This is a genomic window from Bradyrhizobium sp. CCBAU 53415 (assembly GCF_028128735.1).
In the GTDB taxonomy this organism is placed as follows: Bacteria; Pseudomonadota; Alphaproteobacteria; order Rhizobiales; family Xanthobacteraceae; genus Bradyrhizobium.
The window spans coordinates 746232-769738 of the sequence record NZ_LBJF01000026.1 but is presented as its reverse complement, the minus strand read 5'-3'; the positions used below and the strand labels follow the sequence as shown (position 1 = coordinate 769738).

Sequence of the window (23507 nt, the reverse complement as noted above, 5' to 3'; positions counted from 1 at the left end):
TCTGCGCAAGCCATCAAGAGCCCGGCCGAACGGCCGGGCTTTTTTGTGCATGGTCTGCCTGACGATGCGGCGGACAGGACGAAGTCGGTTTTGTAGGAGCGGTCTGCGCCGATGCAGAGGCCCCGGATGTCGCTTCGCTCATCCGGGGCTACGGCGACGTGCCGCGCGCCGGCTATTTCACCGGCCGCTTCTCGAGCTTCCGCGCCAGCGTGCGCCGGTGCATGCCGAGGCGGCGCGCCGCTTCCGAGATGTTGAACTCGGTCTCGATCAGGGTCTGGTGGATGCGCTCCCATTCCAGCGTCTTGATCGAGGTCGGCCGCGCGTCGAGTGCGACCTCGGTATTCCCTTCGGCTTTGGTGAAGGCGGCTTCGATGTCGTCCGTGTTCGACGGCTTTGCGAGATAATGGCAGGCGCCGAGCTTGATCGCCTCCACGGCAGTCGAGATGCTGGCAAAGCCGGTCAGCACCACGATCAGCATGTCCGGATCGTGCGTGTGCAGGAGCTCGACGCAGGCGAGCCCCGAGGCGCCGCCGAGCTTGAGGTCGACCACGGCATGGCCGAAGGAGCGTTGCTCCAGCACCTGGTGCACCTCCTCGATCGAGGCGGCGAGCACGACCTCGTAGCCGCGGCGCTCGAAGGAGCGCTTCAGCGTGCGGGCGAAGCCGGCGTCGTCCTCGACGACGATGAGCGAACGATCAGGCGTCAAAATTTCCTCCGATCGCGAGCGTTGCGAGCGGCAGCGTCAGGCGCACCGTGGCGCCGCGCTTCCTGTGGTTCTCGGCGGTCACGCTGCCCCCCAACTTGCGTACGACGTTCACCACCAGGAACAGGCCGAGCCCGCCGCCGGCGCGGCCCTTGCTCGACTGGTAGGGCTTTCCCAGCTGCGCCAGCATCTCCGGCGCAAAGCCCGGGCCGCGGTCGGAGATCGACAGCACGAGGTTGTCACCTTCGCGCTCGGCCACGAGCTCGACCCAGTCGCGCGAGACCTCATAGGCATTGTCGAGCACGTTGAAGATCACCTGCTTGAGCGCGACGTCGGAGACGATCGCGACGTCCTCGCCGAAGGTGTTGACGAAGTAGAGCGTGCGGGCCGAGCGCGCATTGCGCCATTCGTCGACCAGCGCGGTGACGAAGGCCGTCACCGTCGTCGGCGAGGAGCCTTCGCCGCGCGCTTCGCCCGCCGACACCAGGATGCCAGTGACGATCGATTTGCAGCGCTGCAGCGAGGTCTCCATCTCCGCGAGATCCTCGGCAAGCTCCTGGTCGGCGGCGAGATCCGGCATGCGGCGCCAGTCGCTGAGGATCACCGAGAGCGAGGCGAGCGGGGTGCCGAGCTCATGTGCGGCGCCGGAGGCGAGCAGGCCCATGCGCACGATGTGGTCCTGCTCGGCGGCATGCTGGCGCAGCGCCGCCAGATGCGCATCGCGCTCGCGCAGGTTTCGATTGATGCGGGTGACGAACACCACCAGCAGCACGGCGTTGAGCACGAAGCCCAGGAGCATGCCGGCGACCGTGAGCGTGTAAGTCTCGCTCAACGGGTTGGGCGGCAGATCGAGCGGGCGGTATGCCAGCGTCAGCCACACGAAACTCGCGCAGGTCAGGGCGACCAGCGACCAAGTCGAGCGGGCATCGAGCAGCACCGCGCCCAGCGTCACCTGGAGCAGGAACAGCGAGGTGAAGGGATTGGTGGCGCCGCCGGAGAGATAGAGCTGCGCGGTCAGCGCGGCGACGTCCAGCATCAAGGCGACCAGCAGCTCGTTGTTGGTGATCGCGGCGCGATGGCCCACCCAGACGAGGCTGGAGACGTTGAGCAGCACAAGCGCGCCGATCACGGCGCCCATCCGCTCCAATGGCAGCGGGATGCCGAGACCAAAATGCACGGCGCCGATGGTCACGATCTGGCCGACCACCGCGGTCCAGCGCAGCTGGATCAGCAGCGCCATGTTCTTGCGGTTGGTCTCGTCGTCGGTCGGAGCGGTGCCGATCAGCTCGCTGCGCGCGTCTGCCTGCGACTGCAGCGTGACGGCCAGCCCGTCACGCGCAAGCGTCTGGGAAAGCGTTTTCCCGTCGTCAGGTCGGCTCGACGAACGTTCCAGCATCTGATCCCGTCCTGCGGGCGACGGCATCCGAGCCGCCGACCTTTTCGTGGACGAAGCGCTTGCGGCGGAACAGCCCGCCGCCGAATGTGACGAAAAGTCTACCCGCCAGCATGAAAGCGAGGGCAAACCACGTCAGCGCGTAGATCAGGTGGTTATTGGGAAAGCGGATCACGGTCAATCCGCCGATCGGACCGCCGGCAATTTGTGATCCGGCGTCCGCATCGACGAAGAACGGCGCGACGTCGTGAAGGCCGCGTGCCGCCGCAATCGCGGCGACGTCCCGCGAGTACCAGCGGTTGTGCCGGGGCACGTTGTCCCGGAGAAATCCGCCCTTCGGTTCCGTCATGCGGAGCAGGCCGGCGATCTCGACCTCACCGTCGGGGTTGCCGTCACGGCGCGTCGATGCATCGCGCCGCTCCGACGGCACGAAGCCGCGGTTGATCAGCACCAGCGTGCCGTCATCGCGCTTCAGCGGCGTCAGCACCCAATAACCCGGGCCTTCCTCGGTCACGGCCTGAACCAGCGTCTCGCGGTCGTGCAGGAAGCGGCCGCTGACGCTGACGTGCCTGTATTCGTCGCTTGCGGCGCTGATGGTGGGCCATGAAGCGGGCGAGGGGACCGGCCGGGCCGGGGCATGAACGCGCTGCTCGACGCGGTCGATCAGCGCCAGCTTCCAGGCGCGGCGTTCGATCTGCCAGACGCCGAGTGCGACGAGAATTGCAAAGGCGATGAGCGAGAGGACCGTGAGCCACAAGGAAGGGGCGCGCGCAGCCGCGCTGCGCGTCCCCCCCGGCTTGCTCGTCACGGCCTGCGTCCTGCTCACTTCGGAGCCTCGCTCAGTTCATTCCCGTCATCTGGTGCACCGGCATCATGTTGCTGTTGAGGTGGCTCATCACCCACAGCGAACCGGACAGCGCGATCACCACCATCACGATGGTGAAGATCAGCGCCATCATGCTCCAGCCGTTTTCGGACGTCGTGTTCATGTGCAGGAAGTAGATCATGTGGACGACGATCTGCACGACCGCGAAAGCCATGATGACCAGCGCGGTGATCTGCTTGCTCGGCAGCGCGCCGCTCATCACCAGCCAGAACGGGATCGCGGTCAGCACCACCGAGAGCACGAAGCCGAGCATGTAGCCCGAGAAGGTGCTGTGGGCGTGGCCGTCGCCGTGATGATGGTCCGCATGGGCGGCGTGGGTATCGGTGTTCATCGCAGAACTCCCAGGAGATAGACGAAGGTGAAAACGCCGATCCAGACCACGTCGAGGAAATGCCAGAACATCGACAGGCACATCAGGCGGCGGCGGTTGGCCTCGATCAGGCCGAACTTCTGGACCTGCACCATCAGCGTCACCAGCCAGATCAGGCCGCAGGAGACGTGCAGGCCGTGGGTGCCGACCAGCGTGAAGAACGCGGACAGGAAGGCGCTGCGCTGCGGGGTAGCGCCCTCGTGGATCATGTGGGCGAACTCGGTGAGCTCGATGCCGATGAACGCGGCGCCGAACAGGCCGGTGATCGCCAGCCACATCTGGGTCTGGCCGATCTTGTTCTGCTGCATCGTCAGCATGGCAAAGCCATAGGTGATCGACGACAGCAGCAGCATCGAGGTGTTCACCGCGACCAGGTTCAGGTCGAACAGGTCCTTCGGGGCGGGGCCGGCGGCGTAATTGCCGCCGAGCACGCCGAAGGTGGCGAACAGAATCGCGAAGATGAGGCAGTCGCTCATCAGGTAGATCCAGAAGCCGAGCGAGGTGCTCCAGCCTTCCGGATGCGGATGCTCGTCGGCGAGATAGAAGACCGGCTCGCCGGTTTGCGTGGGATTTACAGAGACAGTCATTTACTTGGCTCCGGCGAGCAGTTTGGTGCGCGCGTCCTCGGTCCGGATGATGTCTTCAGCCGGAATGTCGAAGTCGCGGTGATAGTTGAAGGTATGACCGATTCCGACGGCGAGCATCGCGATGAAGCTCGCAGCCGCCAGCCACCAGATGTACCAGATCAGGCCGAAACCCATCGCGGTGGCGAGGCCGGCGAGGATGATGCCGGTACCGGTGCTGCTGGGCATGTGGATCGGCTTGAACCCGGTCAGCGGACGCTGGTAGCCGCGCCTCTTCATGTCCCACCACGCGTCATTGTCGTGAACGACGGGGGTGAAGGCGAAGTTGTAGTCCGGCGGGGGCGAGGAGGTCGCCCATTCCAGCGTGCGCGCGTCCCAGGGATCGCCGGTGACGTCCTTGAGCTGCTCGCGCTTGAGCAGGCTGACCGCGAACTGCATCAGCATGGAGAGGATGCCGATGAAGATGAAGAGGGCGCCGATCGCGGCGATGACGAACCAGATCTGAAGCGAGGGATCGTCGAACACGCGCAGGCGGCGGGTCACGCCCATCAGGCCGAGGACGTAGAGCGGCATGAAGGCGAGGTAGAAGCCGGTGACCCAGAACCAGAACGACATCTTGCCCCAGAACGGATCGAGCTTGAAGCCGAACGCCTTCGGGAACCAGTAGTTGATGCCGGCGAACGCGCCGAACACCACGCCGCCGATGATCACGTTGTGGAAGTGCGCGATCAGGAACAGGCTGTTGTGCAGGACGAAGTCGGCCGGCGGCACCGCGAGCAGCACGCCGGTCATGCCGCCGATCACGAAGGTCAGCATGAAGGCGATCGTCCACATCATCGGCAGCTCGTAGCGGATACGGCCTCGATACATCGTGAACAGCCAGTTGAACATCTTCGCGCCCGTCGGGATCGAGATGATCATCGTGGTGATGCCGAAGAACGAGTTGACGCTGGCGCCCGAGCCCATCGTGAAGAAATGGTGCAGCCACACCAGATACGACAGGATGGTGATGACGACCGTGGCGTAGACCATCGAGGTGTAGCCGAACAGCCGCTTGCCGGAGAAGGTCGAGGTGACCTCGGAGAAGATGCCGAAGGCGGGGAGAACCAGGATGTAGACCTCGGGGTGGCCCCAGATCCAGATCAGGTTCACGTACATCATCGGGCTGCCGCCGAAATCGTTGGTGAAGAAGTTGGTGCCGACGTAGCGGTCGAGCGACAGCAGCGCGAGCACGACGGTCAGGACGGGGAAGGAGGCGACGATCAGGACGTTGGTGCAGAGCGAGGTCCAGGTGAACACCGGCATCTTCATCATCGTCATGCCGGGGCACCGCAGCTTGACGATGGTGCAGATCAGGTTGATGCCGGACAACGTCGTGCCGACGCCGGCGACCTGCAGCGCCCAGATGTAGTAGTCGACGCCGACGTCGGGACTGTAGCCGATGTTCGACAGCGGCGGATAAGCCAGCCAGCCGGTGCGGGCGAATTCGCCGATGAATAGCGAGGCCATCACCAGCACCGCGCCGCCGACCGTCATCCAGAAGCTGAAATTGTTGAGGAACGGGAACGACACGTCGCGTGCGCCAATCTGGAGCGGCACGACGTAGTTCATCAGGCCGGTGACCAGCGGCATCGCCACGAAGAAGATCATGATCACGCCGTGGGCGGTGAAGACCTGGTCGTAGTGATGGGCGTTGAGGTAGCCTTCGGAGCCGCCAAAGGCGAGCATCTGCTGGCCGCGCATCATCAGCGCGTCGGCGAAGCCGCGCAGCAGCATCACGATGCCGAGGATCATGTACATGATGCCGATGCGCTTGTGGTCCACCGTGGTGAACCACTCGCGCCAGAGATAGCCCCAGAGGCGGAAATAGGTGAGGCCGCCGAGCAGCGCGGCGCCGCCGAGCGCGACCACCACGAAAGTGCCGACGACGATCGGCTCGTGCAGCGGCAGCGATTCGAGGCCGAGCCGGCCGAAGATGAGCTTGAGGAGATCAGGAGACATGCGCGTTCTCTTTAGGAGTCTGACTTCGGACGCTGTCCGAGGAAGAAGGAAGAGGACTTCAGCGGCGTGAACGACGGCCGCTTCAGGCCGGCGCCGATGAGCGGCATGGTGTCGGTCGGGGCCGTGATCGAGGCGGTGGTCTTGCCCTGCGGCGCATCCGGCGTGCAGGTGCCGACGACGAAGCTGGGCTCGGGCCCGAGCGGCGAGCCGCGGCGGGCGTACTTGTCGTAAGTGAGCGGCAGCGTGTTGGTCAGGCCCTGATGGCCGGCGCCGCCCTTGGCGTCGATCGCCATCATCTCGCTCTGGCACATCTTGCCGGTCTCGACGCACATGTTGAGGATCAGGCGGTAGAGATCGGCATCGACGGCGCCCCAGCGCCGCACCGGCTCGTTCTGGCTGGGCTTTTCGAGCTGGAGATATTCCGCGCGGCCGAGCGAGCCGCCGGCCGACCTGGCGCCGGCGATCCAGGCGTCAAAGCCCTTGTCGTCGAGACCCTGGAAGTCGAAGTGCATGCCGGAGAAGCCGGCGCCGCTGTAGTTCGCCGAGAACCCCTTGTAGGTGCCGGCGTGATTGACGACGGCGTGGAGCTTGGTCTCCATGCCCGGCATCGCGTAGATCTGGCCGGCGAGCGCGGGGATGTAGAACGAATTCATCACCGAGGACGCGGTGATGCGGAAGTTGATCGGACGATCGACGGGCGCGGCCAGCTCGTTGACGGTGGCAATGCCGTAGTCCGGATAGATGAACAGCCACTTCCAGTCGAGTGCGACGACATCGACTTCGAGCGGGGCCTTGGACTGGTCCACGGCGCGGTCGGCATGGATGCGGCCGAGGGTGCGATAGGGGTCGAGCAGATGCGTGCCCATCCAGGTCAGCGCGCCCAGGCAGACGATGATCAGCAGCGGCGCCGACCAGATCACCAGTTCGAGCTTGGTCGAATGGTCCCATTCCGGCTCATAGCGAGCCGAAGCGTTGGACTGGCGGTAGCGCCAGGCGAACAGCACCGTTAGCGCCATCACGGGGAGGACGATCAGGAGCATCAGGACGGTGGAGATGATGACGAGGTCGCGCTGCTGGGCAGCGATGTCGCCGGCTGGCGCCAGCACGACGTAGTCGCAGCCGCTGAGTGCGGCAGCCAGAGGTAGTAGCGCCAGGATCTTGAGACGAGACACGGGCCGAGCCTTTGAGAATGAGTTTCCTTTGCGGAGCCAACGGGTAGCTGCGGCGCAACAATCCGGACATTGGACAATTTGTCCAATGTTGCGGTGCGGGATGTTGGGTCAGACAGGGCGGGATTGCCTGGGCCCCCGCCGGGCGGTCGGCTTTGGTTTTCAGGACGTTAAGGGCGCACGAATGGCGACGGCACAGACCCCCACAATGGCAGACCTCCACACGGGCGAGCACGGCCACGACCAGGCCAGTCCCGGCGAGATCGCCATCGGCGTCATCATCGGCCGCACCTCGGAATTCTTCGACTTCTTCGTCTTCGCGATCGCCTCGGTGATCGTGTTCCCGCGCCTGGTGTTCCCGTTCGCGAGCGAGCTGACCGGCACCCTCTATTCCTTCATGATCTTCGCGCTGGCCTTCATGGCCCGGCCGATCGGCACCGTCATTTTCATGACGATCGACCGGAGTTACGGCAAGACGGCCAAGCTGGTGTCGGCGCTGTTCCTGCTCGGCACCGCCACAGTGGCGCTCGCGTTCCTGCCCGGCTATCGCGAGATCGGCGTCGCCGCGATCTGGCTGCTGGCGCTGGCGCGTATCGCGCAGGGTCTGGCCTGGGGCGGCGCCTGGGACGGCATGGCCTCGCTGCTGGCGCTGAATGCGCCGGCCTCCAAGCGCGGCTGGTACGCGATGGTGCCGCAGCTCGGCGCTCCGCTCGGACTGATCGTGGCGAGCGCGCTGTTCGCCTATTTCGCCGGCAATCTGTCGGCCGACGATTTCTTCGACTGGGGCTGGCGCTATCCGTTCTTCGTCGCCTTCGCGATCAACGTCGTGGCGCTGTTCGCGCGCCTGCGCATGGTGACGACCGAGGAATATGCCTCGCTGTTCGAGACCCGCGAATTGCAGCCCTCGCGCATCTCCGAGACCGTCGCGCGCGAAGGCCAGAACATCATGCTGGGAGCGTTCGCGCCGCTGGCGAGCTTCGCGCTGTTCCACATGGTCACGGTGTTTCCGTTGTCCTGGGTGTTCCTGTTCACCCGCGAAAGCCCGGTGCGCTTCCTGATCATCGAGATCGTCGCCGCCGTGTTCGGCGTCGCCGCGATCGTGATCTCCGGCATCATCGCCGACCGCGTCGGCCGCAAGTCGCTCTTGATGGGATCGGCGATCGCGATCGCGATCTACAGCGGCTTCGCCCCGCAACTGCTCGATGCCGGCGCGTTCGGCGAGACCATCTACATGGTGATCGGATTCATCCTGCTCGGCCTGTCCTTCGGCCAGTCCTCCGGCGCGATCGCCTCGAACTTCCGGCAGGCCTACCGCTACACGGCTTCGGCATTGACCTCGGACATGGCCTGGCTGTTCGGCGCAGGCTTCGCCCCGCTCGTCGCGCTGCTGCTCGCGACCAATCTCGGCGTCATCGCCTCGGGTGCGTATCTCCTGTCCGGCGCGTTCTGGACCCTGCTCGCGCTCTGGCTCAGCGGCCAGCGCGAGGCGGGCGACATGGATGCCGGGCGCTGAGGCTCGAGCAGCAGCCACATCTGCAGCGCCAGCGCAGCGTCAATCCGCCACGATCTTCACCCGGTCGCGCACCTTCACCTGCGCGGTGCGGTCGAGGCCGTTCAGCACGCGGAAGCGCTCGGCGGGATGATCGACGCCGTCCATGCGGTGGGAGAGCGATTCCACGGTGTCGCCGGGCTGCACGGTGATGACCTTGATGCGCAGCGGGCGCGCGGCCTGGATCTCGTCGAGAGTCAGGCGACGGAACGAGTTGACGGTCTCGCGCGCGTTGCGCTCGCTCTCGGTCGATTTCTGCCGCGTCGCGAAGATGAAGCGGTAGACGTCGCTGCCGAAGCGCAGCGCATAGACCTTGAACTGCCACTGTTCGCCCTTGGCGGTGGCGGACGCCGCCGGAAACCCGTTGATCGTCAGATCCTCGGTCGACGCCTTCTCGACGCCTTCCATCCAGCCGGAATTGAGGTAGTCGCCGAGCGATTGTTCGGCCGGCACGCGCACGACGTCGAAGCGCATCGCCTGTGCACCGCCCTCGCGCACGCCGATCACGGCCTGCGCGGTATTGTCGAGCGTGAAATTGTCCGGCGCCTGGAAGGTGAAGCCGAGCTTCGGATGCAGGAAACGCCGGCCACGGACAAAACCTTCGCTGGGGTCTTCGCCATAGACGAGGTTGTCGATCGCAGCGAGGTAGCTTTCGCGATCGCGCTCGGCGCCCTCCGGCGCAGTGTATTGCCGCGCGATATTCTGCGCGTTCTGCACCCGTTCGGGCGTCGCCGGATGCGACGAGGTGAAATCCTGCGCGCGCGGATCGAGCGAGCTCTTGCCGGCCTTCAGTTCGGCATTGCGCTCCATCGCCGAGAGGAAGCGCGCTGCGCCGTAGGGGTCGAAATGGGCGCGGGCGGAAATGCCGACCCCGATGCCGTCGGCCTCGATCTCCTGCTTGCGCGAGAAGCTCGCCATGGTGAGCTTGGTCTTGGCCAGCGCGAGCGCGGTGAGATCGGGATCGTTGCTCATGTCGGTGACGACACGGGTGACGATCGCGGCCTGGCGGGCCTGGTCCTCGCGCATCGCGGCGTGCTTGGACAGCACATGCGCCATCTCGTGACTGAGCACGGAGGACAATTCGGACGTATCGCTCGCAAGCGCAAGAAGTCCGCGCGTGACGTAGAGCTGGCCGTTCGGCAACGCGAAGGCGTTCACCGCGCCGGAATTGAGGATGGTGACCTTGTAGCCCTGGTCGGGACGGTCGGAAGCCGCGACCAGCCGGTCGACGGTCTTGCTGACGAGCGCCTCGAGCTTGGGATCGTCATAGGTCCCGCCATAGCTCGCCAGGATGCGCTCGTGCTCCTTCTCGGTGGCGGGGGTTTGGGCGACGGCGGGCTTCGGCTTCGGCATCACGACGGTGGCCGGGGCCGCCCCGGTCTGGAACCGGCCCATATCGCCACAACCGGCGAGCGAGGTGCCCAGGACGAGGCAAAGCGCTACCGGCGCAGCCCGCAGGCGGCGGCGTTCACTCCGTACGTGCCGTTCTAGCACCCCATTCACGTCGCTTAACCCGTGCCTGGCCGTTTCAAGGCCTTACCCCAGTCGGCTCGTTTGCGCCCAGCAACTCGACCTGCCCCACGAGGCGCACATCGATCCGTGGCCCCGTATTCCCCTCCACCCAGCCCCGAACTCGAATACGCCGATTCTCCAAGGACTTAAGTGCGATGCCGGCGCTTTCGAACGCCGGTAGCGTGCGCTTTGAAATAGTCGCGGCAAAGCCGCGTGTCCAGTTCCGTCCGAAGTTGAGGTAGGTCGTTGCCCCAGCTTGCCGAACCGACAGGACTTTGCCCTCGACCACCGTAAAGCGCCCGATCTCCGCCAAGATATCGTCCGGACTTTCCGCGTTTTTTATGGCCGACGGGTCAGCCCAGCTGCCCATTTTTTTGTGCCGTGCCACGGCTTCGGACGCCATCAGGGAGGCCGCGCAGTCCTTGTCCGCGATCTCGGCGGAGAACATGGCATCGCCCTGGGCGAGCAGCATGGCCTGCACCGAGACCTCGCTTTCGCCGATGAAGATCAGCGCACCCTGGCGGCCGTAGCGGTCGGGCGTGTCGTCGGTGCTCCGCAGCGTCACGTCGCGGCCGGCCAGCAGCGATGCCAGCGCCTGCTTCGTGGTCGCCGTCGGCTCGATTCCCATGAGACGGATTTCGCGACCGTCGTCGAGACGCACGCTGCGTGCATCAACGATGGTGGCAACGCGGCCTTCACCTTGCGATTCGAATTGGCACGGCGCGGCGAACGCGGCGGTAGCCTCGGCAATCGAGAACGCGACGATGAGGTGAAGCAGGCGCGTCACGTGACCCGGGAAGGTTGCGTTGCGCTCCAGCTTTACCTCAAGTCTAGCGTTTCGCGAAGACGCTTCCTCACACTCCGTCATTGCGAGGAGCGGAGCGACGAAGCAATCCAGAGTCCCTCCGCGGAAAGACTCCGGCTTGCTTCCGCCTTCGCTAACGCTTCGGCGGACAGGTCGCTGCGCTCATGATGACGTGGAAAGATCTCGTCACGTTCCCACCATTCCGTTTTGCGGAAAACATGAGGCAATCGCAAGACGCGCATGGCGCCCCGCGCTTGCTGCGCTCTTGCGCATGCGGCATGATTGCGGCAACAGCACTATCCCAAGAGCAATAACCAAGCCGCCATCAGAGTACGGCGCGATAAGGGAGGTCTTTTCGATGAAGCTTATTCTGTCCGGCATTTTTGCCGCCGCGTTTGCCCTCAATGCGAGCGCCGCGCAGGCCCAGGACAAGCCGCCGCTGAAGATCGGCGGCATCCTCGACATGTCGAGCCTCTATGCCGACATCACCGGTCCCGGCAGCGAGACCGCGGCCAAGATGGCCGTCGAGGATTTTGGCGGCGAGGTGCTGGGGCGCAAGATCCAGGTGCTCGCGGCCGACCATCAGAACAAGGCCGATCTCGCCGCCAACATCGCCCGCGACATGCTCGACAACCAGGGCGTCGAGATGATCTACGACGTCGCGGCCTCCGCGACCGCGCTGGCCGCCGGCGAGATCGCCAAGGCGCGCAACAAGATCATCATGTTCAACGGTCCGGGCTCGATCCGTCTCACCAACGAGGCCTGCGGCCCCTACACCATCCACTACGTGTTCGACACCTTCGGCCAGGCCAACGTGACCGGCCTGGCGGCGGTGAAGTCGGGCCTCGACACCTGGTTCTTCCTCACGGCCGATTACGCCTTCGGCCAGGATCTGGAGAAGGACACCAGCAATGTCGTGACCAAGACCGGCGGCAAGGTGCTCGGCAGCGTGCGCCATCCGCTCAACACGTCGGACTTTTCGTCGTTCCTGCTTCAGGCCCAGGCCTCCAAGGCCAAAGTGATCGGGCTTGCGAATGCCGGCGGCGACACCGTCAACGCCATCAAGCAGGCGGCCGAGTTCGGCATCACCAAGGGCGGCCAGAAGGTCTCGCCGCTGCTCGCCTTCGTCTCCGACATCGACTCGATCGGGCTCGAGACCGCGCAGGGCCTGTTGCTCGCCGAGGCGTTCTACTGGGACCTCAACGACGACACGCGCGCATTCTCGAAGCGCTTCATGGAGCGCACCAAGCGGGTGCCGACCTCGGCGCAGGCCGGCGTCTATTCCTCCGTCACACACTACCTGAAGGCCGTGAAGGCCGCCGGCACGACCGACGCCGCGGCGGTGATGAAGGTGATGAAGGAGACGCCGATCAACGACTTCTTCGCGAAGAATGGCAAGATCCGCGAGGACGGCCGCATGATTCACGACATGTACCTGTTCGAGGTGAAGAAGCCGTCGGAGTCCAAGGGCCGCTGGGACGATTACAAGCTGCTCGCCACCGTGCCCGGCAACGAGGCGTTCCAGTCACTCGAGCAGTCGCGCTGCCCGCTGGTGAAGAAATGACGGCGTGACGCAGTCACGCCGTCATCCCGGGGCGCGAAGCGAACCCGGGATCTCGAGGTTCCGGGTTCTCGCTTTGCGAGCCCCGGAACGACGGAGGACATAACAACAAGGGAGACGTCCTGTGAGCAACGACATGGTCCTGCAGAAGCTCGAAGGCGGGCTGCTCACCATCACGATGAACCGCCCGGAGCGGAAGAACGCGCTCAATCCGGACATGGTCGCCGGGCTGGTCGAAGCGGCCCGGCGCGCGGCCGACGATCCCGAGGTGCGGGCGGTGCTGTTCAAGGGCGCGGGCGGCTCCTTCTGCGTCGGCGGCGACGTCAAGTCGATGGCGGCCGGCCGCGCGCCGCTGCCGTTCGAGCAGAAGCTTGCGAATCTGCGGCGCGGCATGGAGGTCTCGCGCATCCTGCATCAGATGCCGAAGCCCGTGGTGGCGCAGCTCGATGGTGCCGCCGCCGGCGCGGGCCTGTCGATGGCGCTGTCCTGCGACCTGCGCATCGCCGCCGAATCCTGCAAGATCACCACCGCTTTTGCAAAAGTCGGCTTCTCCGGCGATTACGGCGGCACCTATTTCCTGACCCAGCTGCTCGGCAGCGCGCGGGCGCGCGAGCTCTATCTGATGTCGCCGGTGCTGACTGCCAGGGAAGCGCATGCGATCGGCATGGTGACAAAGGTCGTCCCCGACGCCGAGATCGACGCCGCCGCCCACGAGCTCGCGCTATCGCTGGCGCAGGGGCCGTCGATCGCGCTCGGCTTCATCAAGCGCAACATCAACAACGCCGAGCATCTGGCGCTGGAGGATTGTTTCGACGGCGAGGCGATCCATCACACCCGCTGTGGCGACACCGAGGACCACAAGGAGGCCGCCAAGGCCTTCGTCGAGAAGCGCAAGCCGACATTCAAGGGCGCATGACGATGGCGTCCTATATGCGGCTGCGGCAGATCTGCCTGGTCGCGCCGCAGCTCGCGCCCGTCATTTCCGACATCGCGGAGATCATGGGCCTTTCCGTCTGCTACCGCGACGGCAATGTCGCGAAGTACGGCCTGGAGAACGCGCTGCTCCCGGTCGACACGATTTTGCTGGAGGTGGTGGCACCCTTCAAGGACGGCACCACCGCCGGCCGCTTCATCGAGAAGACCGGCGGCCGCGGCGGCTATATGGCGATCTTCTGCTGCGATGATCCGGACGAGCGCGGCCGCAACGCCAACGCGCTCGGCGTTCGCACCGCCAACGTCATCGACCATGTGCCCTATCACGGCGTGCAGCTCCACCCGCGCGACTGCCGCGCCGCCTTCATCGAGTTCAATCACACCGAAGGCAGTGATGACATTCTGGGCGCCTATCCGCCGGCGGGACCGGATTGGCAAAAATTCATTCGCAAGGACGTGACGCAGGCACTGACGGCGGTAGAGATGCAGAGCCCGGATCCGGCGGGGCTGGCGGAGCACTGGGGCAGGATCATCGGCGTTGCGCCGAGTGGCGATGCCGAACTGAAGCTGCCGAACGCAACCTTTCGCTTCGTCAAGGGCGCAAGCGAGATCATGGCTGCACTGGAGTTTCGGGTGGCTGATGTTGCACGCGTGCTGCATGCGGCACGGGCGAAGGGGCTCGCGGTCGCGGGCAACGAGTTTCTGCTCGGCGGCGTGACGTTCCGGCTTGCCGCCTGAGCTGCTGCCACACCAACCGCAGTGGTCCCGGACAAGCGAAGCGCCGATCCGAGACCCATCACCACAGGGAGTGATTTGGCGAAGACTCGCGGTGGACAGCTTTGCGCTGCAATCTCTCCCTGTGGTTATGGAGATCCCTGCTTTCGCAGGGACGACAGAGAAATTGTGGCGGCGCTGGTGTGGTACGGCGCGTCACCTTCCCTTGAAGTTCGCGGCCCGCCGTTCTTCCGTCGCCTTCACGCCTTCCCTAAAATCTTCCGTCGCCCGCAACCTGGTCTGCTCGGCGAGCTCGTGATTGGTCGCGGCCATCACGCGGTCGGCGAGGCCGGCGCGCATCGTGGCGCGGGTCGAGAGCAGGCCGAGCGGGGAGCATTCGGCGATCTCGCCGGCGAGCTTCATCGCGGCCGATTTCACCTGGTCCTGCGGCACCAGCTCGTTGGCGAGACCCCATTTGTAGGCCTCTTCGCCGGTGACGCGGCGGCTGGTGTAGAACATCAGCTCTGCGTTGTTCTTGCCGATCAGTTCGGGCAGCGTCACGGTGAGGCCGAAGCCGGGATGGAAGCCGAGCTTGGTGAAGTTCGCGGAGAAGCGCGCCTCGGGGCAGGTGACGCGGAAATCGGTCGACACCGCGAGCCCGAGCCCGCCGCCGATGGCGGCACCCTGCACGGCGGCGACGATCGGCTTCTTGGCGCGGAAGATGCGTACGGCCTGGATGTAGAGATGGTTGATCGGGCCGAGACTGTCGGCGGGGTCGCCTTTCTTCTCGGCCTCGCGCGCCTCCTGCGCCTGCCGCGCCGGATCTCCAAAATTGGCGCCGGCGCAGAACGCCTTGCCCTGCGCGGAGAGCACGGACGCACGGATCGCGATGTCGCGGTCGAACTCTTCGAGCGCATCCGCGATCTGGTTGATCAGCGAGATGTCGAAGAAGTTGAGCGGCGGGCGGCGGATCTCGATGGTGCCGACATGCCCGACCTTCTCGACGCCGATATCCTTGTAGGTGCTCATGGTGGTCCTCGTTTGAATTGGCGCAAGCCCCGTCCGCGGGGCTGGCGCAAGCCAGATCCGCGCGACTAGCGCAAGCCAAGTCCGCGGGCGATGATGCCGCGCAGCACCTCGGTGGTGCCGCCCTGGATGGTGAGTTTCGGCGCGGTCTTGATGGCGAAGTCGAGTTGCCGCTCCAGCGTCTCGCGGTTGCTCGCGGTCTCCTCGACGAAGGCGGCGAGATCGCGCACGCGATGCGGCAGCTGCTGCTCCCAGACGGTGCCGATGTCCTTGACGATGGAGGCCTCGACCACCGGCTCCTTGCCGGCCTCGAGCATGCCGGCGACCGAGACCGACATGCGCCGCATGGTGTGGAGCTGCGCCACCAGGCGTCCGATGCCCTCGGCGCTGCGCGTGTCCGGATTGGGGCCGACTGCGCGCACCAGCTCGGTCAGCACGTAATAGGTCTCGAGGAAGCGCTCGGGGCCCGAGCGCTCGTAGGCGAGCTCGCTCGTCGCCTGCTTCCAGGCGCCGTCGACCTCGCCGAGCACGTGATCGTCGGGAATGAAGTGGTCGGTGAAGACGACCTCGTTGAACTCGTATTGGCCGGTGATCTGGCCGATCGGGTTCACCTTGATGCCCGGCTGCTTCATCTTGACCAGGAACTGGGTCAGGCCGTGGCGGCGGTTTTCCTTGGTCGGCGGCGAGGTCCGGAAGATTGCGATCATGTAGTCGGCGATATGCGCCGACGAGGTCCAGATCTTGGTGCCGTTGATGAGATAGCCGCCGTCGGTCCTGGTCGCGCGCGTCTTCGCCGCGAACAGGTCGGAGCCGGAGTTCGGCTCGCTCATGCCGATGGCAAAGCAGATCTCGCCGCGGCATATGCGCGGCAGGATGTCCATCTTGATGTGCTCCGGCGCGTATTTCAAAAGCACCGGCCCGCTCTGGCGGTCGGCGACGAAGAAGCGCCGCGTCGGCGCGTTGGCGACGCGCATCTCCTCGGTCACGACGTAGCGTTCGAGGAAGGAGCGTTCCTGGCCGCCATATTTCTTCGGCCAGGTCATCCCCAGCCAACCCTTGGCGCCGACCCGGCGGGAAAATTCCGGCGCGTCGGTATCCTCGCGGTTGGGCTTGTGCGGATCGAAGGTGCCGGCGGCGATTTCCTCGGCGAGGAAGGCGCGTACTTCCTTGCGCAATTGCTCGCATTTCTCCGGCAGGCGGATCGGATCGAAACGGAGGGCAGCGGTCATTGTTGTCTCGTCTCCTGATCAGCGCGACGCCACGAGCGGCCACAATTCGTCGGCGCCGCGGTTTGCGACCAGCTTGCCGAGCTCGACGGCCCAATGGCTTTCCGAGCCGAAATCGTCGCGCCAGGCCAGTGCCCGCAGCGAATAGCGGTGCAGGATATGCTCCATGGTGAAGCCGATCGCGCCGTGGACCTGATGGGCGATGCCGCCGCCTTTCTCGGCTGCTTCCGCGCAGCGGATCTTGGCGGAGGCGGCTTCGAGGTAGACCTCGTCGTCGAATGCCTTTGCGTTCGCAATGGCATCGGCGGCAGACGTCGCCGCCGCAAGCGCCGCGGCGGACTCGCCGGCAAGGCGCGCGAGATTGTGCTGCACCGCCTGGAATTTCGAGATCTTCTTCTCGAAGGCGACGCGCTCGTTGGAATAGCGCACGGAGATGTCGAGCATGGATTCCAGCGCACCTGCGATCTGAAGGCTGCGCGCGACGCCGCCCATCAGCATCAGCGTGGTCTGGTCAAGACCTTTCGGCGCGGGCTTGAGAGTGACGGGCTGAACTTTGTCGAGCGTCACGTTGTCACTGTGGTCGTAGCCGACATTCAGCCCGGCCTCGATCCGCGCCTTGGTCGCATCGACCAGCGCGATGGAAACGCCATCCTTGCCGTGCGCAAGCACCGCGAAATGCTTCGCTGTCTTCGCGAACGGCACGCCGCGGGCGCGGCCGGAGAGAGCGCCGTCGGCATCGAGGGTGACGCGGTCCTTCGGCGATCCCGGCAGCACGGTCATCTCGCCTTCGGGCGAGGCGATCCTGGCCTGCGCTAGCAGCCAACCCGCCAGCATGGTCTCGGCCAGGGGTACCGCGACCGCGAAACGGCCGGCGGCGTTCAGCAGCGCAAAGCCATCGGCAAGGCTAGCGCCGGAGCCGCCGAGGTCGTCGGGCACCCATGACAATGGCAGGCCCGCCTCGCTCAGCGCCTGCCACAGCGGCGCTCGCCACGAACCCTTCCTGTCGTTGTTGATGGTTTGCGGGTCGGCGAGATCGGCGAAGATTTTCTCCGCGGTCTCGACGACGATATTGTCACTCTCCGCCACAGCGTTCCCCGTGTCTTGCCATTGGCGCGTCCCGCCTCCCTGGGCCGGCGCGCAGCTTCTTCTTGCGCCGGATGATCGGAAAAAGCCATGGCCCTGACAAGCGTTGATCGCAGATCAACCTGCGGCGCGGGCATGGGCGCAAGGACAATAGGAGGCTAATTCCGCTTAGCGGAGTTTGCTCGATTTGCAGGGCGCGGCAAACTCGCTAAAGAGAACATCAACGTCGGAACAGGGGAAGGAATTCGGGATGGCAAAGGACAGTTTGTACGCAATCGTGACGGGGTCCGCCTCCGGTCTTGGCGCAGCGACTGCGGAGATTCTCGCGCGGAGCGGGGCACGGCTCGTCATCAACTATTCGTCGAGCCAGAAGGAGGCCGAGGCCACGGCCGAGCTCTGCCGCAAGGCCGGTGCGGCCGAAGTCCTGGTCGCGCAGGGCGACGTTTCCAAAGATGAGGATTGCCGCAAGATCGTGGCTGCCGCCAGCGCCTGGGGCAGGCTCGATATTCTCGTCAACAATGCCGGCACCACCAAGCATGTGGCTCACGCCGATCTCGACGGATTGTCGGCGGAGGATTTCCAGCGGGTCTACGGCGTCAACACCATCGGCCCGTTCCAGATGGTGCGCGCGGCGCGCAGCCTGCTCGAGGCGGGCGCGAAGGCTTCCGGGCGGCCTTCCGCAGTGGTCAACGTGTCCTCGGTGGCCGGCATCAGCGGTGTCGGCTCGTCGATTGCGTACGCCGCGAGCAAGGGCGCACTCAACACCATGACGTTGTCGCTGTCCCGCGCGCTGGCGCCGCTGATCCGCGTCAACACGGTATGCCCCGGCTATATCGACACCCCCTGGTTCACCAAGGGCCGCGGCGAGGCCGGAGCCAAGCAGGTGCGCGACGGCGTGGTGGCGAAGGTGCCGCTGAAGGTCGCGTCGACCGCAGGAGACATCGCGCAGCTCGTCTGCTTCCTGGCGATGCCGGCCTCCAGCAACATGACCGGCGAGGTCGTGCGCATGGATGCGGGGATGCATCTGATTACGTGATTGGTGCTGTGCTCTCTCCACGTCATGGCCGGGCTTGACCTGGCTTGACCCGGCCATCCACGTGTTGCCGCGCGGATAGAAAGACATGGATGCCCGGGTCACGCCCGGGCATGACGGCGACGCGGTAGTGTGCCGACTTCAACGCGAGGAGGCACTACCCCTTGATCACGCCGCTCGCCACCAGCCGGTGCCAGATGAACAGCACCACCACCGCGCCGACCGTGGCCATGATGAAGCCGGCGCCCTGGTCGGGACTGTAGTGGCCGATGGCTTGGCCGATGAAGGTCGCCAGAAATGCGCCGGCGATGCCGAGGATGGTGGTGAGGATGAAGCCGCTCGGATTATTCGGTCCCGGCGCCAGCCAGCGCGCGATGAGGCCGGCGACGAAGCCGACGACGATGATCCACAACAGGCCGCCCATGCTCATGAGTGTGCTCCCCTTCCCGAGAACGCTTCGAGCATGATCCGGAGAAGTGTGCCGCGGTTCTCCGAAGAGACCATGCTCAGATCAAGAACTTCAGATTCGTCCCGACAGCTCGTTCTCGGTCGGCAGTCGTCCGTCCGGCGTCAGATGGTCGATCATCTGCGGCAGATACTGGCTGAGGCCGGAGAGCAGTTCCTCGCGTGACAGGCCGCTCTGGGCGGACAGGCTTTCGATCTGATCGGCGCCGAGTGCGCTGGCGAGATCGCCGGGCGCGATCGGCTTGTTCTGGCCCTTGCCGACCCAGGAATTCGCGGCGTCGCCCTGGCCGCCCTGCTGGAGCTGGTTGAGGAGATCGCCGAGCCCGCCGCTCAGCACGGTTCCGGCCGCGCCGCCGGCGAGCAGGCCGCCGAGGCCGCCCTTGAGAATGTCGCCGAGCCCGCCGCCCGCGCCGGCATTCACCGGCGGAGGCGCCGGCGCCGGTTGCGGTGCCGCGCCGGACTGATTTGCGGTCATATGCTTGAACGCCTTCCAGGCGAGCAGGCCGAGCAGCGCCATGGTCATCGGCGACATGCCGCCGGAGGATTTCTCGGAGCTCGGCGTAGAGGGGCCGCGCGGTCCGTTCTGCATGCCATTGAGGACGTCGAGTAGACCCATGGTGCTCTCCTTTGGCGTCTCGTTCGGCGAGTGCTCGCCGCTGACTGCCCCCGGGGCGAGAACATATGGGGCTCTCATGACGGTTACAAGGCGGATGCGCCGTAGCCGCGGGGCCTTGGCCTCTGCTATCGAAAGCTGGTCATTCGGGGAGCGAGGTCAGTGGATACGGATCGACCGATCGTAGTCGCCGGCGCGGGCGCCATCGGCTGTTTCGTCGGCGGCATGCTGGCGGCTGCCGGCCGCCGCGTTGCGCTCCTGGTCCGGCCGCGGGTGAAGACCGAGATCGAACGGTTCGGCCTGCGGCTCACCGATTTCGACGGCTCCGAGACGAGGCTTGGCGCGGGTCAGCTCGCGCTATCGGAGGACCCCGCGATCCTCCACAGCGCCGGCATCGTGCTGGTCACGGTGAAGAGCGCCGACACCGCCGATGTCGCGGACCAGATCGCGCAGCATGCGCCGCAGGATGCCGTCATCGTCTCGCTCCAGAACGGCATCGGCAATGTCGCGGCGCTGCGCCAGCGTCTCGTCGGCCGCCGCGTGCTCGCCGGCATGGTGCCGTTCAACGTGATCGCGATGGGCGAGGGCCGTTTCCACCGCTCGACCTCCGGCGACATCCATGTGGGAGAGGATCCGGGGAACACGGCCGCCGCGCTCTCGGTGGCCGGCCTGACGGTGCGCGCCAGCGGTGACATCACCGGCGTGCAATGGGGCAAGCTGATCATCAATCTGAACAATGCGCTCAGTGCGTTGTCGGACTTGCCGCTCGCCGCGCAATTGGCAAACCGCGACTGGCGAAGGCTGTTCGCCGACCAGATGGCGGAAGGGCTGGCTGCGCTGAAGGCCGCCGGCATCGCTCCGGTCTCGTCAACGCCGATCCCGATGAGCTGGTCTCCGACCTTGCTGCGGCTGCCGGATGCGATCTTCAAGGCCATCCTGGGACGCACGATGAAGATAGATCCCGAGGCGCGCTCCTCGATGTGGCAGGATTTGAAGCAGGGCCGCAAGACCGAGATCGACTATCTCCAGGGCGTGGTCGTCGCACTCGCCGAGCAGAACCAGGTCGACGTGCCGCTGATGCGCCGCATTGTTGCGCTGATCAAGGAAGCCGAGGCGGCCGGCAACGGTCCGCCGCGTCTGACGCCGCGGCAGATTCGCGGGTCGGCGTGAGTGTGAAGGAGGAATTCGATGAAGCGTTGGTTGATGGTCGGGCTCGCGCTGGCCGCGCTCTGCGGCGCCTCGACGCTGGCCTATGCGAGGCCGCCGACGGTCGTGAACTCGCCCGGCTATGACAGGCGATTGCAGGAGAGCCGGTCGCAGCTGGGGAGTTCGCCGACAGTAACGGAGCCTGCGAGTACGCCGTCGGTCAAACCGAAGCACCGCAAGAAGAAGCACGCGAACTGACGCTCCACACTCCGCTGTCGTCCCGGACAAGCGCGGCCTAAGCGCGCGCAGATCCGGGACGACAGCGGAGTTGGTGGCGACAGCGGAACGAAACAGCGCAGCTCAGCCCTTCTTCGCGGGCTTGCTCGGTGTCGGGTTGAACAGCTTCTTCAGATCGTTCAAGCTTTCCGACAGCCGCGGCCATTCGCAGGAGAACGAGCCCTTGGTGCAGGGCGGGCCCTTCGGCCTCGGGCCTGCGGCCTGCTGGACCTTCGGCCGTCCGACCGGGATAGGCACGCGCTCGACCTCGGTTCGCAGCGCGACCTGCTGAAACTGCCGCACCTGTTGCTCCTGCTGCTCGCGCTGCTGGCGGGCAGTGGCCTGGGCCGCTTCGTTGCTGCGGCGCTGCTGGGCGAGGTAGGCAGTGTAGGCTTCGTCGATCTTCTTCTGCTCCTCGGGCGTCGGATTGGGGCCGGCGATGTCGAAGGTGCGATCCTGGAGGAAGTCGTAATAGGAATAGCCGCCGCCCGGCTTGCGGCGGCCGGCAAACTTGGCGTTGCAATCGGCCAGCGCAGATGTCTTCTCGGCCTTGGTGGCGGCCTTCTCGGCGGCGTCGGCGCACTCCTCGAAATCAACCGGCGCGCGCTTCCACCATTGCGCCTCGGCATGCGCATGCGTCAGCAGGAAAAACCCTGCTGCGGTAACGAAAAGCTGCGCCGCACGACGCGATGTAGACACGGCCGACATTCTGCGAGAGCAATCCCTGCAAGACTCAACCCGGACTGAGTCGAAACGGATTTTTGCCCCTTTATTGCTGCCTTGTCACCCATGGAACCAGGGAATTTCATGTCTGTAATGCTGACATTTTATGCTTGACGTGGCGCGAGAGTCACAGCGCCGCGCCCGCAGGCTGTTACACTCTTGCTGCGAGCGCCTTACTCCCGAGGTGACGCCAAGAAGACGAAGTGGAAACGCCTGATGCTGCTGCCCCTGTCCGACGTGCCGCGCTGGTACGCTGAACGCAAACCGCATGGCACGATCGCTATCCGTCACGGGCAGGACGCGCTGACATGGGACGAGCTCGAGCGCGGCGCCAACCGGCGCGCGCGGGCCTTTGCAGCCAAGGGCGTCAAGCCCGGCGATTTTGTCGCGATCGGCTTGCCGAACGGCAACGCGTTCTTCGAGACCACCTTTGCGGTATGGAAGTGCGGGGCGACGCCGACCTCGCTGTCATGGCGGCTGCCGCGCGGCGAAGCCGCTGCCGTGCTCGACATCCTCAAGCCCGCGCTGGTGGTTGGCGGCGAGGCCGACTGGAATGCGCCGAACCGGCTGCCCGCGGACTTCGGGCCGGAAGGTTTCTCGGACGAGCCGCTCGATGCTCCGGTGGCGCGCTACTGGAAAGCGATGACCTCGGGCGGCTCGACCGGCCGTCCCAAGGTGATCCTCGATCACCAGCCGGCGGTGACCGACACGGTGGCCGCGCCGCCGCTCAACATCCCGTTCGGAGTCTCGCTGCTCAATCCCGGCCCGCTCTACCACAATGCGCCGTTCATCGTGTCGCACTATGCGCTGTTCACCGGCGGCAAGCTCACAGGCCTTGCCAAGTTCGATGCCGAGGAGACGCTGCGCCAGATCGAACGCGAGCGCGTGCAATGGGTCAATTTCGTGCCGACCATGATGCACCGGATCTGGGCGCTGCCGGAGAACGTGCGCAACGCCTACGATGTGTCGAGCCTGCAGACGGTCTTCCACATGGCTGCGCCGATGCCGTCCTGGCTGAAGGAGAACTGGATCGCCTGGCTCGGGCCCGAGCGGATCTGGGAACTCTATGGCGGCACCGAGCGGCAGGGCGCCTGCATCATCTCCGGCACCGAATGGCTGACGCACAAGGGCTCGGTCGGCAAGATCGGCGACATGGCGAAGCTTCGCATCATCGGCGAGGACGGCAACGACGTCGCGCCGGGCGAGACCGGCGAGATCTACTTTCTCAACAACGACGGCAAGGACGCCACCTATCACTATCTCGGCGCCGAGCCGAAACGCCGCGCTGATGGCTGGGAGTCGCTCGGCGATATCGGCAGGCTGGATGCGGAAGGCTATCTCTATCTCGGCGACCGCCTCGCCGACATGGTCTTGCGCGGCGGCGCCAACATCTATCCGGCCGAGGTGGAGGCTGCGGTCTCCGCCTGCCTCGGCGTGCGTTCGTGCGTCGTGGTGGGCTTGCCCGATCCGGAATTGGGCCAGCGCGTGCATGCCATCATCGAACCGGAGGGCGATGCCGACGGCCAGGTCATCGCCGACGGCATGGCGGAATTCTTGAAGGACCGGCTCAGCCGCTACAAGCATCCGGAAAGCTTCGAGATCGTCGATACCGCGCCGCGCGATGATTCCGGAAAAGTCCGCCGCACGCTGTTGCGCGATGAGCGCGCGGCGTGGATGAAGGAGGGGCGCGCCTTCCGGATTTGGCCGGCGAAGGCGCAGGCGCATGAGTAGGACTA

General features: G+C 65.5%; 23 protein-coding genes. 8 read left to right on the top strand and 15 right to left on the bottom strand.

The window, feature by feature from the left end:
• Positions 1-172: 172 nt before the first annotated feature.
• From XH87_RS27790 to cyoA, 7 genes are read right to left on the bottom strand one after another with little or no spacing between them, the layout of a single operon-like run.
• Positions 173-706: a response regulator transcription factor gene (locus tag XH87_RS27790; protein ID WP_035708235.1), complete on the bottom strand. Its 534-nt coding sequence runs from the start codon at positions 704-706 to the stop codon at positions 173-175.
• The gene (locus tag XH87_RS27785) at positions 696-2099 is read right to left on the bottom strand and encodes an ATP-binding protein (protein ID WP_035708238.1); all 1404 of its coding nucleotides are present in this window, start codon (positions 2097-2099) and stop codon (positions 696-698) included. The genes XH87_RS27790 and XH87_RS27785 overlap by 11 nt, the downstream gene beginning before the upstream one ends.
• Complete coding sequence (locus XH87_RS27780) at positions 2071-2922, bottom strand: SURF1 family protein (protein WP_271589672.1); 852 nt, start codon at positions 2920-2922, stop codon at positions 2071-2073. Before XH87_RS27780 ends, XH87_RS27785 begins: the two co-directional genes overlap by 29 nt.
• A gap of 13 nt (positions 2923-2935) precedes the next feature.
• A complete protein-coding gene (gene cyoD, locus XH87_RS27775; RefSeq protein ID WP_158668289.1) occupies positions 2936-3313 on the bottom strand; it encodes a cytochrome o ubiquinol oxidase subunit IV in 378 nt (125 codons plus the stop codon).
• The gene (gene cyoC / locus XH87_RS27770; protein WP_271589671.1) at positions 3310-3939 is read right to left on the bottom strand and encodes a cytochrome o ubiquinol oxidase subunit III; all 630 of its coding nucleotides are present in this window, start codon (positions 3937-3939) and stop codon (positions 3310-3312) included. The genes cyoD and cyoC overlap by 4 nt, the downstream gene beginning before the upstream one ends.
• Complete coding sequence (gene cyoB, locus XH87_RS27765) at positions 3940-5937, bottom strand: cytochrome o ubiquinol oxidase subunit I (RefSeq protein WP_035708249.1); 1998 nt, start codon at positions 5935-5937, stop codon at positions 3940-3942.
• Positions 5938-5948: 11 nt separating this feature from the next.
• Positions 5949-7109, bottom strand: coding sequence for a ubiquinol oxidase subunit II (gene cyoA / locus XH87_RS27760; protein ID WP_271589670.1), 1161 nt, complete (start codon positions 7107-7109; stop codon positions 5949-5951).
• Positions 7110-7290: 181 nt separating this feature from the next.
• Between cyoA and XH87_RS27755 the strand changes: the two genes are divergently transcribed.
• The gene (locus XH87_RS27755) at positions 7291-8619 is read left to right on the top strand and encodes an MFS transporter (RefSeq protein WP_035708261.1); all 1329 of its coding nucleotides are present in this window, start codon (positions 7291-7293) and stop codon (positions 8617-8619) included.
• 39 nt (positions 8620-8658) lie between these two features.
• Here the strand turns inward: XH87_RS27755 and XH87_RS27750 are convergent, their stop codons facing one another.
• Positions 8659-10050: a M48 family metalloprotease gene (locus tag XH87_RS27750; RefSeq protein ID WP_271524866.1), complete on the bottom strand. Its 1392-nt coding sequence runs from the start codon at positions 10048-10050 to the stop codon at positions 8659-8661.
• A gap of 133 nt (positions 10051-10183) precedes the next feature.
• Positions 10184-11035 carry a thermonuclease family protein gene (locus XH87_RS27745; protein ID WP_271589669.1) on the bottom strand — a complete coding sequence of 284 codons (852 nt, stop codon included), beginning with the start codon at positions 11033-11035 and terminating at the stop codon, positions 10184-10186.
• A gap of 295 nt (positions 11036-11330) precedes the next feature.
• Between XH87_RS27745 and XH87_RS27740 the strand changes: the two genes are divergently transcribed.
• The 3 genes from XH87_RS27740 (at position 11331) to XH87_RS27730 (ending at position 14204) form a co-directional block, all read left to right on the top strand.
• Positions 11331-12536: an ABC transporter substrate-binding protein gene (locus XH87_RS27740; protein WP_271589668.1), complete on the top strand. Its 1206-nt coding sequence runs from the start codon at positions 11331-11333 to the stop codon at positions 12534-12536.
• Between the two features lie 121 nt (positions 12537-12657).
• Positions 12658-13449 carry an enoyl-CoA hydratase gene (locus tag XH87_RS27735; protein WP_085973855.1) on the top strand — a complete coding sequence of 264 codons (792 nt, stop codon included), beginning with the start codon at positions 12658-12660 and terminating at the stop codon, positions 13447-13449.
• Between the two features lie 2 nt (positions 13450-13451).
• Complete coding sequence (locus XH87_RS27730; protein ID WP_271589667.1) at positions 13452-14204, top strand: hypothetical protein; 753 nt, start codon at positions 13452-13454, stop codon at positions 14202-14204.
• A 192-nt stretch (positions 14205-14396) separates the two neighbouring features.
• Here XH87_RS27730 and XH87_RS27725 read toward each other — a convergent pair whose 3' ends face one another.
• The 3 genes from XH87_RS27725 to XH87_RS27715 form a co-directional block, all read right to left on the bottom strand.
• Positions 14397-15209 (bottom strand): enoyl-CoA hydratase/isomerase family protein, encoded by an 813-nt coding sequence (locus XH87_RS27725; RefSeq protein ID WP_271589666.1) that lies wholly within the window; start codon positions 15207-15209, stop codon positions 14397-14399.
• A 65-nt stretch (positions 15210-15274) separates the two neighbouring features.
• Positions 15275-16435, bottom strand: coding sequence for an acyl-CoA dehydrogenase family protein (locus tag XH87_RS27720; RefSeq protein ID WP_035675223.1), 1161 nt, complete (start codon positions 16433-16435; stop codon positions 15275-15277).
• Positions 16436-16453: 18 nt separating this feature from the next.
• Positions 16454-17518, bottom strand: a complete 1065-nt coding sequence (locus tag XH87_RS27715; RefSeq protein WP_271589665.1) for an acyl-CoA dehydrogenase family protein — start codon at positions 17516-17518, stop codon at positions 16454-16456.
• A gap of 247 nt (positions 17519-17765) precedes the next feature.
• On the opposite strand from XH87_RS27715, the gene XH87_RS27710 reads away from it, so the two are divergent.
• Entirely contained in the window at positions 17766-18551 is a 786-nt protein-coding gene (locus XH87_RS27710) for an SDR family NAD(P)-dependent oxidoreductase (RefSeq protein ID WP_271589664.1), read from the top strand.
• Positions 18552-18705: 154 nt separating this feature from the next.
• On the opposite strand, the gene XH87_RS27705 is transcribed toward XH87_RS27710, so the two are convergent.
• Positions 18706-18978 carry a GlsB/YeaQ/YmgE family stress response membrane protein gene (locus XH87_RS27705; protein WP_007599301.1) on the bottom strand — a complete coding sequence of 91 codons (273 nt, stop codon included), beginning with the start codon at positions 18976-18978 and terminating at the stop codon, positions 18706-18708.
• A 90-nt stretch (positions 18979-19068) separates the two neighbouring features.
• The gene (locus XH87_RS27700; RefSeq protein ID WP_035708274.1) at positions 19069-19629 is read right to left on the bottom strand and encodes a YidB family protein; all 561 of its coding nucleotides are present in this window, start codon (positions 19627-19629) and stop codon (positions 19069-19071) included.
• A 159-nt stretch (positions 19630-19788) separates the two neighbouring features.
• Here XH87_RS27700 and XH87_RS27695 point away from each other — a divergent pair, with 159 nt between their 5' ends.
• The gene (locus tag XH87_RS27695; protein ID WP_271589663.1) at positions 19789-20796 is read left to right on the top strand and encodes a 2-dehydropantoate 2-reductase; all 1008 of its coding nucleotides are present in this window, start codon (positions 19789-19791) and stop codon (positions 20794-20796) included.
• 18 nt (positions 20797-20814) lie between these two features.
• Positions 20815-21030, top strand: a complete 216-nt coding sequence (locus XH87_RS27690) for a hypothetical protein (RefSeq protein ID WP_271589662.1) — start codon at positions 20815-20817, stop codon at positions 21028-21030.
• A 102-nt stretch (positions 21031-21132) separates the two neighbouring features.
• On the opposite strand, the gene XH87_RS27685 is transcribed toward XH87_RS27690, so the two are convergent.
• Positions 21133-21756 (bottom strand): hypothetical protein, encoded by a 624-nt coding sequence (locus XH87_RS27685; RefSeq protein ID WP_271589661.1) that lies wholly within the window; start codon positions 21754-21756, stop codon positions 21133-21135.
• A gap of 231 nt (positions 21757-21987) precedes the next feature.
• Here XH87_RS27685 and XH87_RS27680 point away from each other — a divergent pair, with 231 nt between their 5' ends.
• Positions 21988-23502, top strand: a complete 1515-nt coding sequence (locus XH87_RS27680; protein ID WP_271589660.1) for an AMP-binding protein — start codon at positions 21988-21990, stop codon at positions 23500-23502.
• Positions 23503-23507 lie beyond the last annotated feature (5 nt).

Excerpts from the sequence above, each read along its gene's own strand:
- cyoC (WP_271589671.1), bottom strand. The coding sequence starts at position 3,939 with ATGACTGTCTCTGTAAATCCCACGCAAACCGGCGAGCCGGTCTTCTAT.
- XH87_RS27690 (WP_271589662.1), top strand. The coding sequence starts at position 20,815 with ATGAAGCGTTGGTTGATGGTCGGGCTCGCGCTGGCCGCGCTCTGCGGC.
- XH87_RS27680 (WP_271589660.1), top strand. The coding sequence starts at position 21,988 with ATGCTGCTGCCCCTGTCCGACGTGCCGCGCTGGTACGCTGAACGCAAA.
- cyoB (WP_035708249.1), bottom strand. The coding sequence starts at position 5,937 with ATGTCTCCTGATCTCCTCAAGCTCATCTTCGGCCGGCTCGGCCTCGAA.
- XH87_RS27740 (WP_271589668.1), top strand. The coding sequence starts at position 11,331 with ATGAAGCTTATTCTGTCCGGCATTTTTGCCGCCGCGTTTGCCCTCAAT.
- XH87_RS27755 (WP_035708261.1), top strand. The coding sequence starts at position 7,291 with ATGGCGACGGCACAGACCCCCACAATGGCAGACCTCCACACGGGCGAG.
- XH87_RS27700 (WP_035708274.1), bottom strand. The coding sequence starts at position 19,629 with ATGGGTCTACTCGACGTCCTCAATGGCATGCAGAACGGACCGCGCGGC.
- XH87_RS27785 (WP_035708238.1), bottom strand. The coding sequence starts at position 2,099 with ATGCTGGAACGTTCGTCGAGCCGACCTGACGACGGGAAAACGCTTTCC.
- XH87_RS27725 (WP_271589666.1), bottom strand. The coding sequence starts at position 15,209 with ATGAGCACCTACAAGGATATCGGCGTCGAGAAGGTCGGGCATGTCGGC.
- XH87_RS27720 (WP_035675223.1), bottom strand. The coding sequence starts at position 16,435 with ATGACCGCTGCCCTCCGTTTCGATCCGATCCGCCTGCCGGAGAAATGC.
- cyoD (WP_158668289.1), bottom strand. The coding sequence starts at position 3,313 with ATGAACACCGATACCCACGCCGCCCATGCGGACCATCATCACGGCGAC.
- XH87_RS27705 (WP_007599301.1), bottom strand. The coding sequence starts at position 18,978 with ATGAGCATGGGCGGCCTGTTGTGGATCATCGTCGTCGGCTTCGTCGCC.
- XH87_RS27745 (WP_271589669.1), bottom strand. The coding sequence starts at position 11,035 with ATGACGGAGTGTGAGGAAGCGTCTTCGCGAAACGCTAGACTTGAGGTA.
- XH87_RS27730 (WP_271589667.1), top strand. The coding sequence starts at position 13,452 with ATGGCGTCCTATATGCGGCTGCGGCAGATCTGCCTGGTCGCGCCGCAG.
- XH87_RS27685 (WP_271589661.1), bottom strand. The coding sequence starts at position 21,756 with ATGTCGGCCGTGTCTACATCGCGTCGTGCGGCGCAGCTTTTCGTTACC.
- XH87_RS27750 (WP_271524866.1), bottom strand. The coding sequence starts at position 10,050 with ATGGGCCGGTTCCAGACCGGGGCGGCCCCGGCCACCGTCGTGATGCCG.
- XH87_RS27710 (WP_271589664.1), top strand. The coding sequence starts at position 17,766 with ATGGCAAAGGACAGTTTGTACGCAATCGTGACGGGGTCCGCCTCCGGT.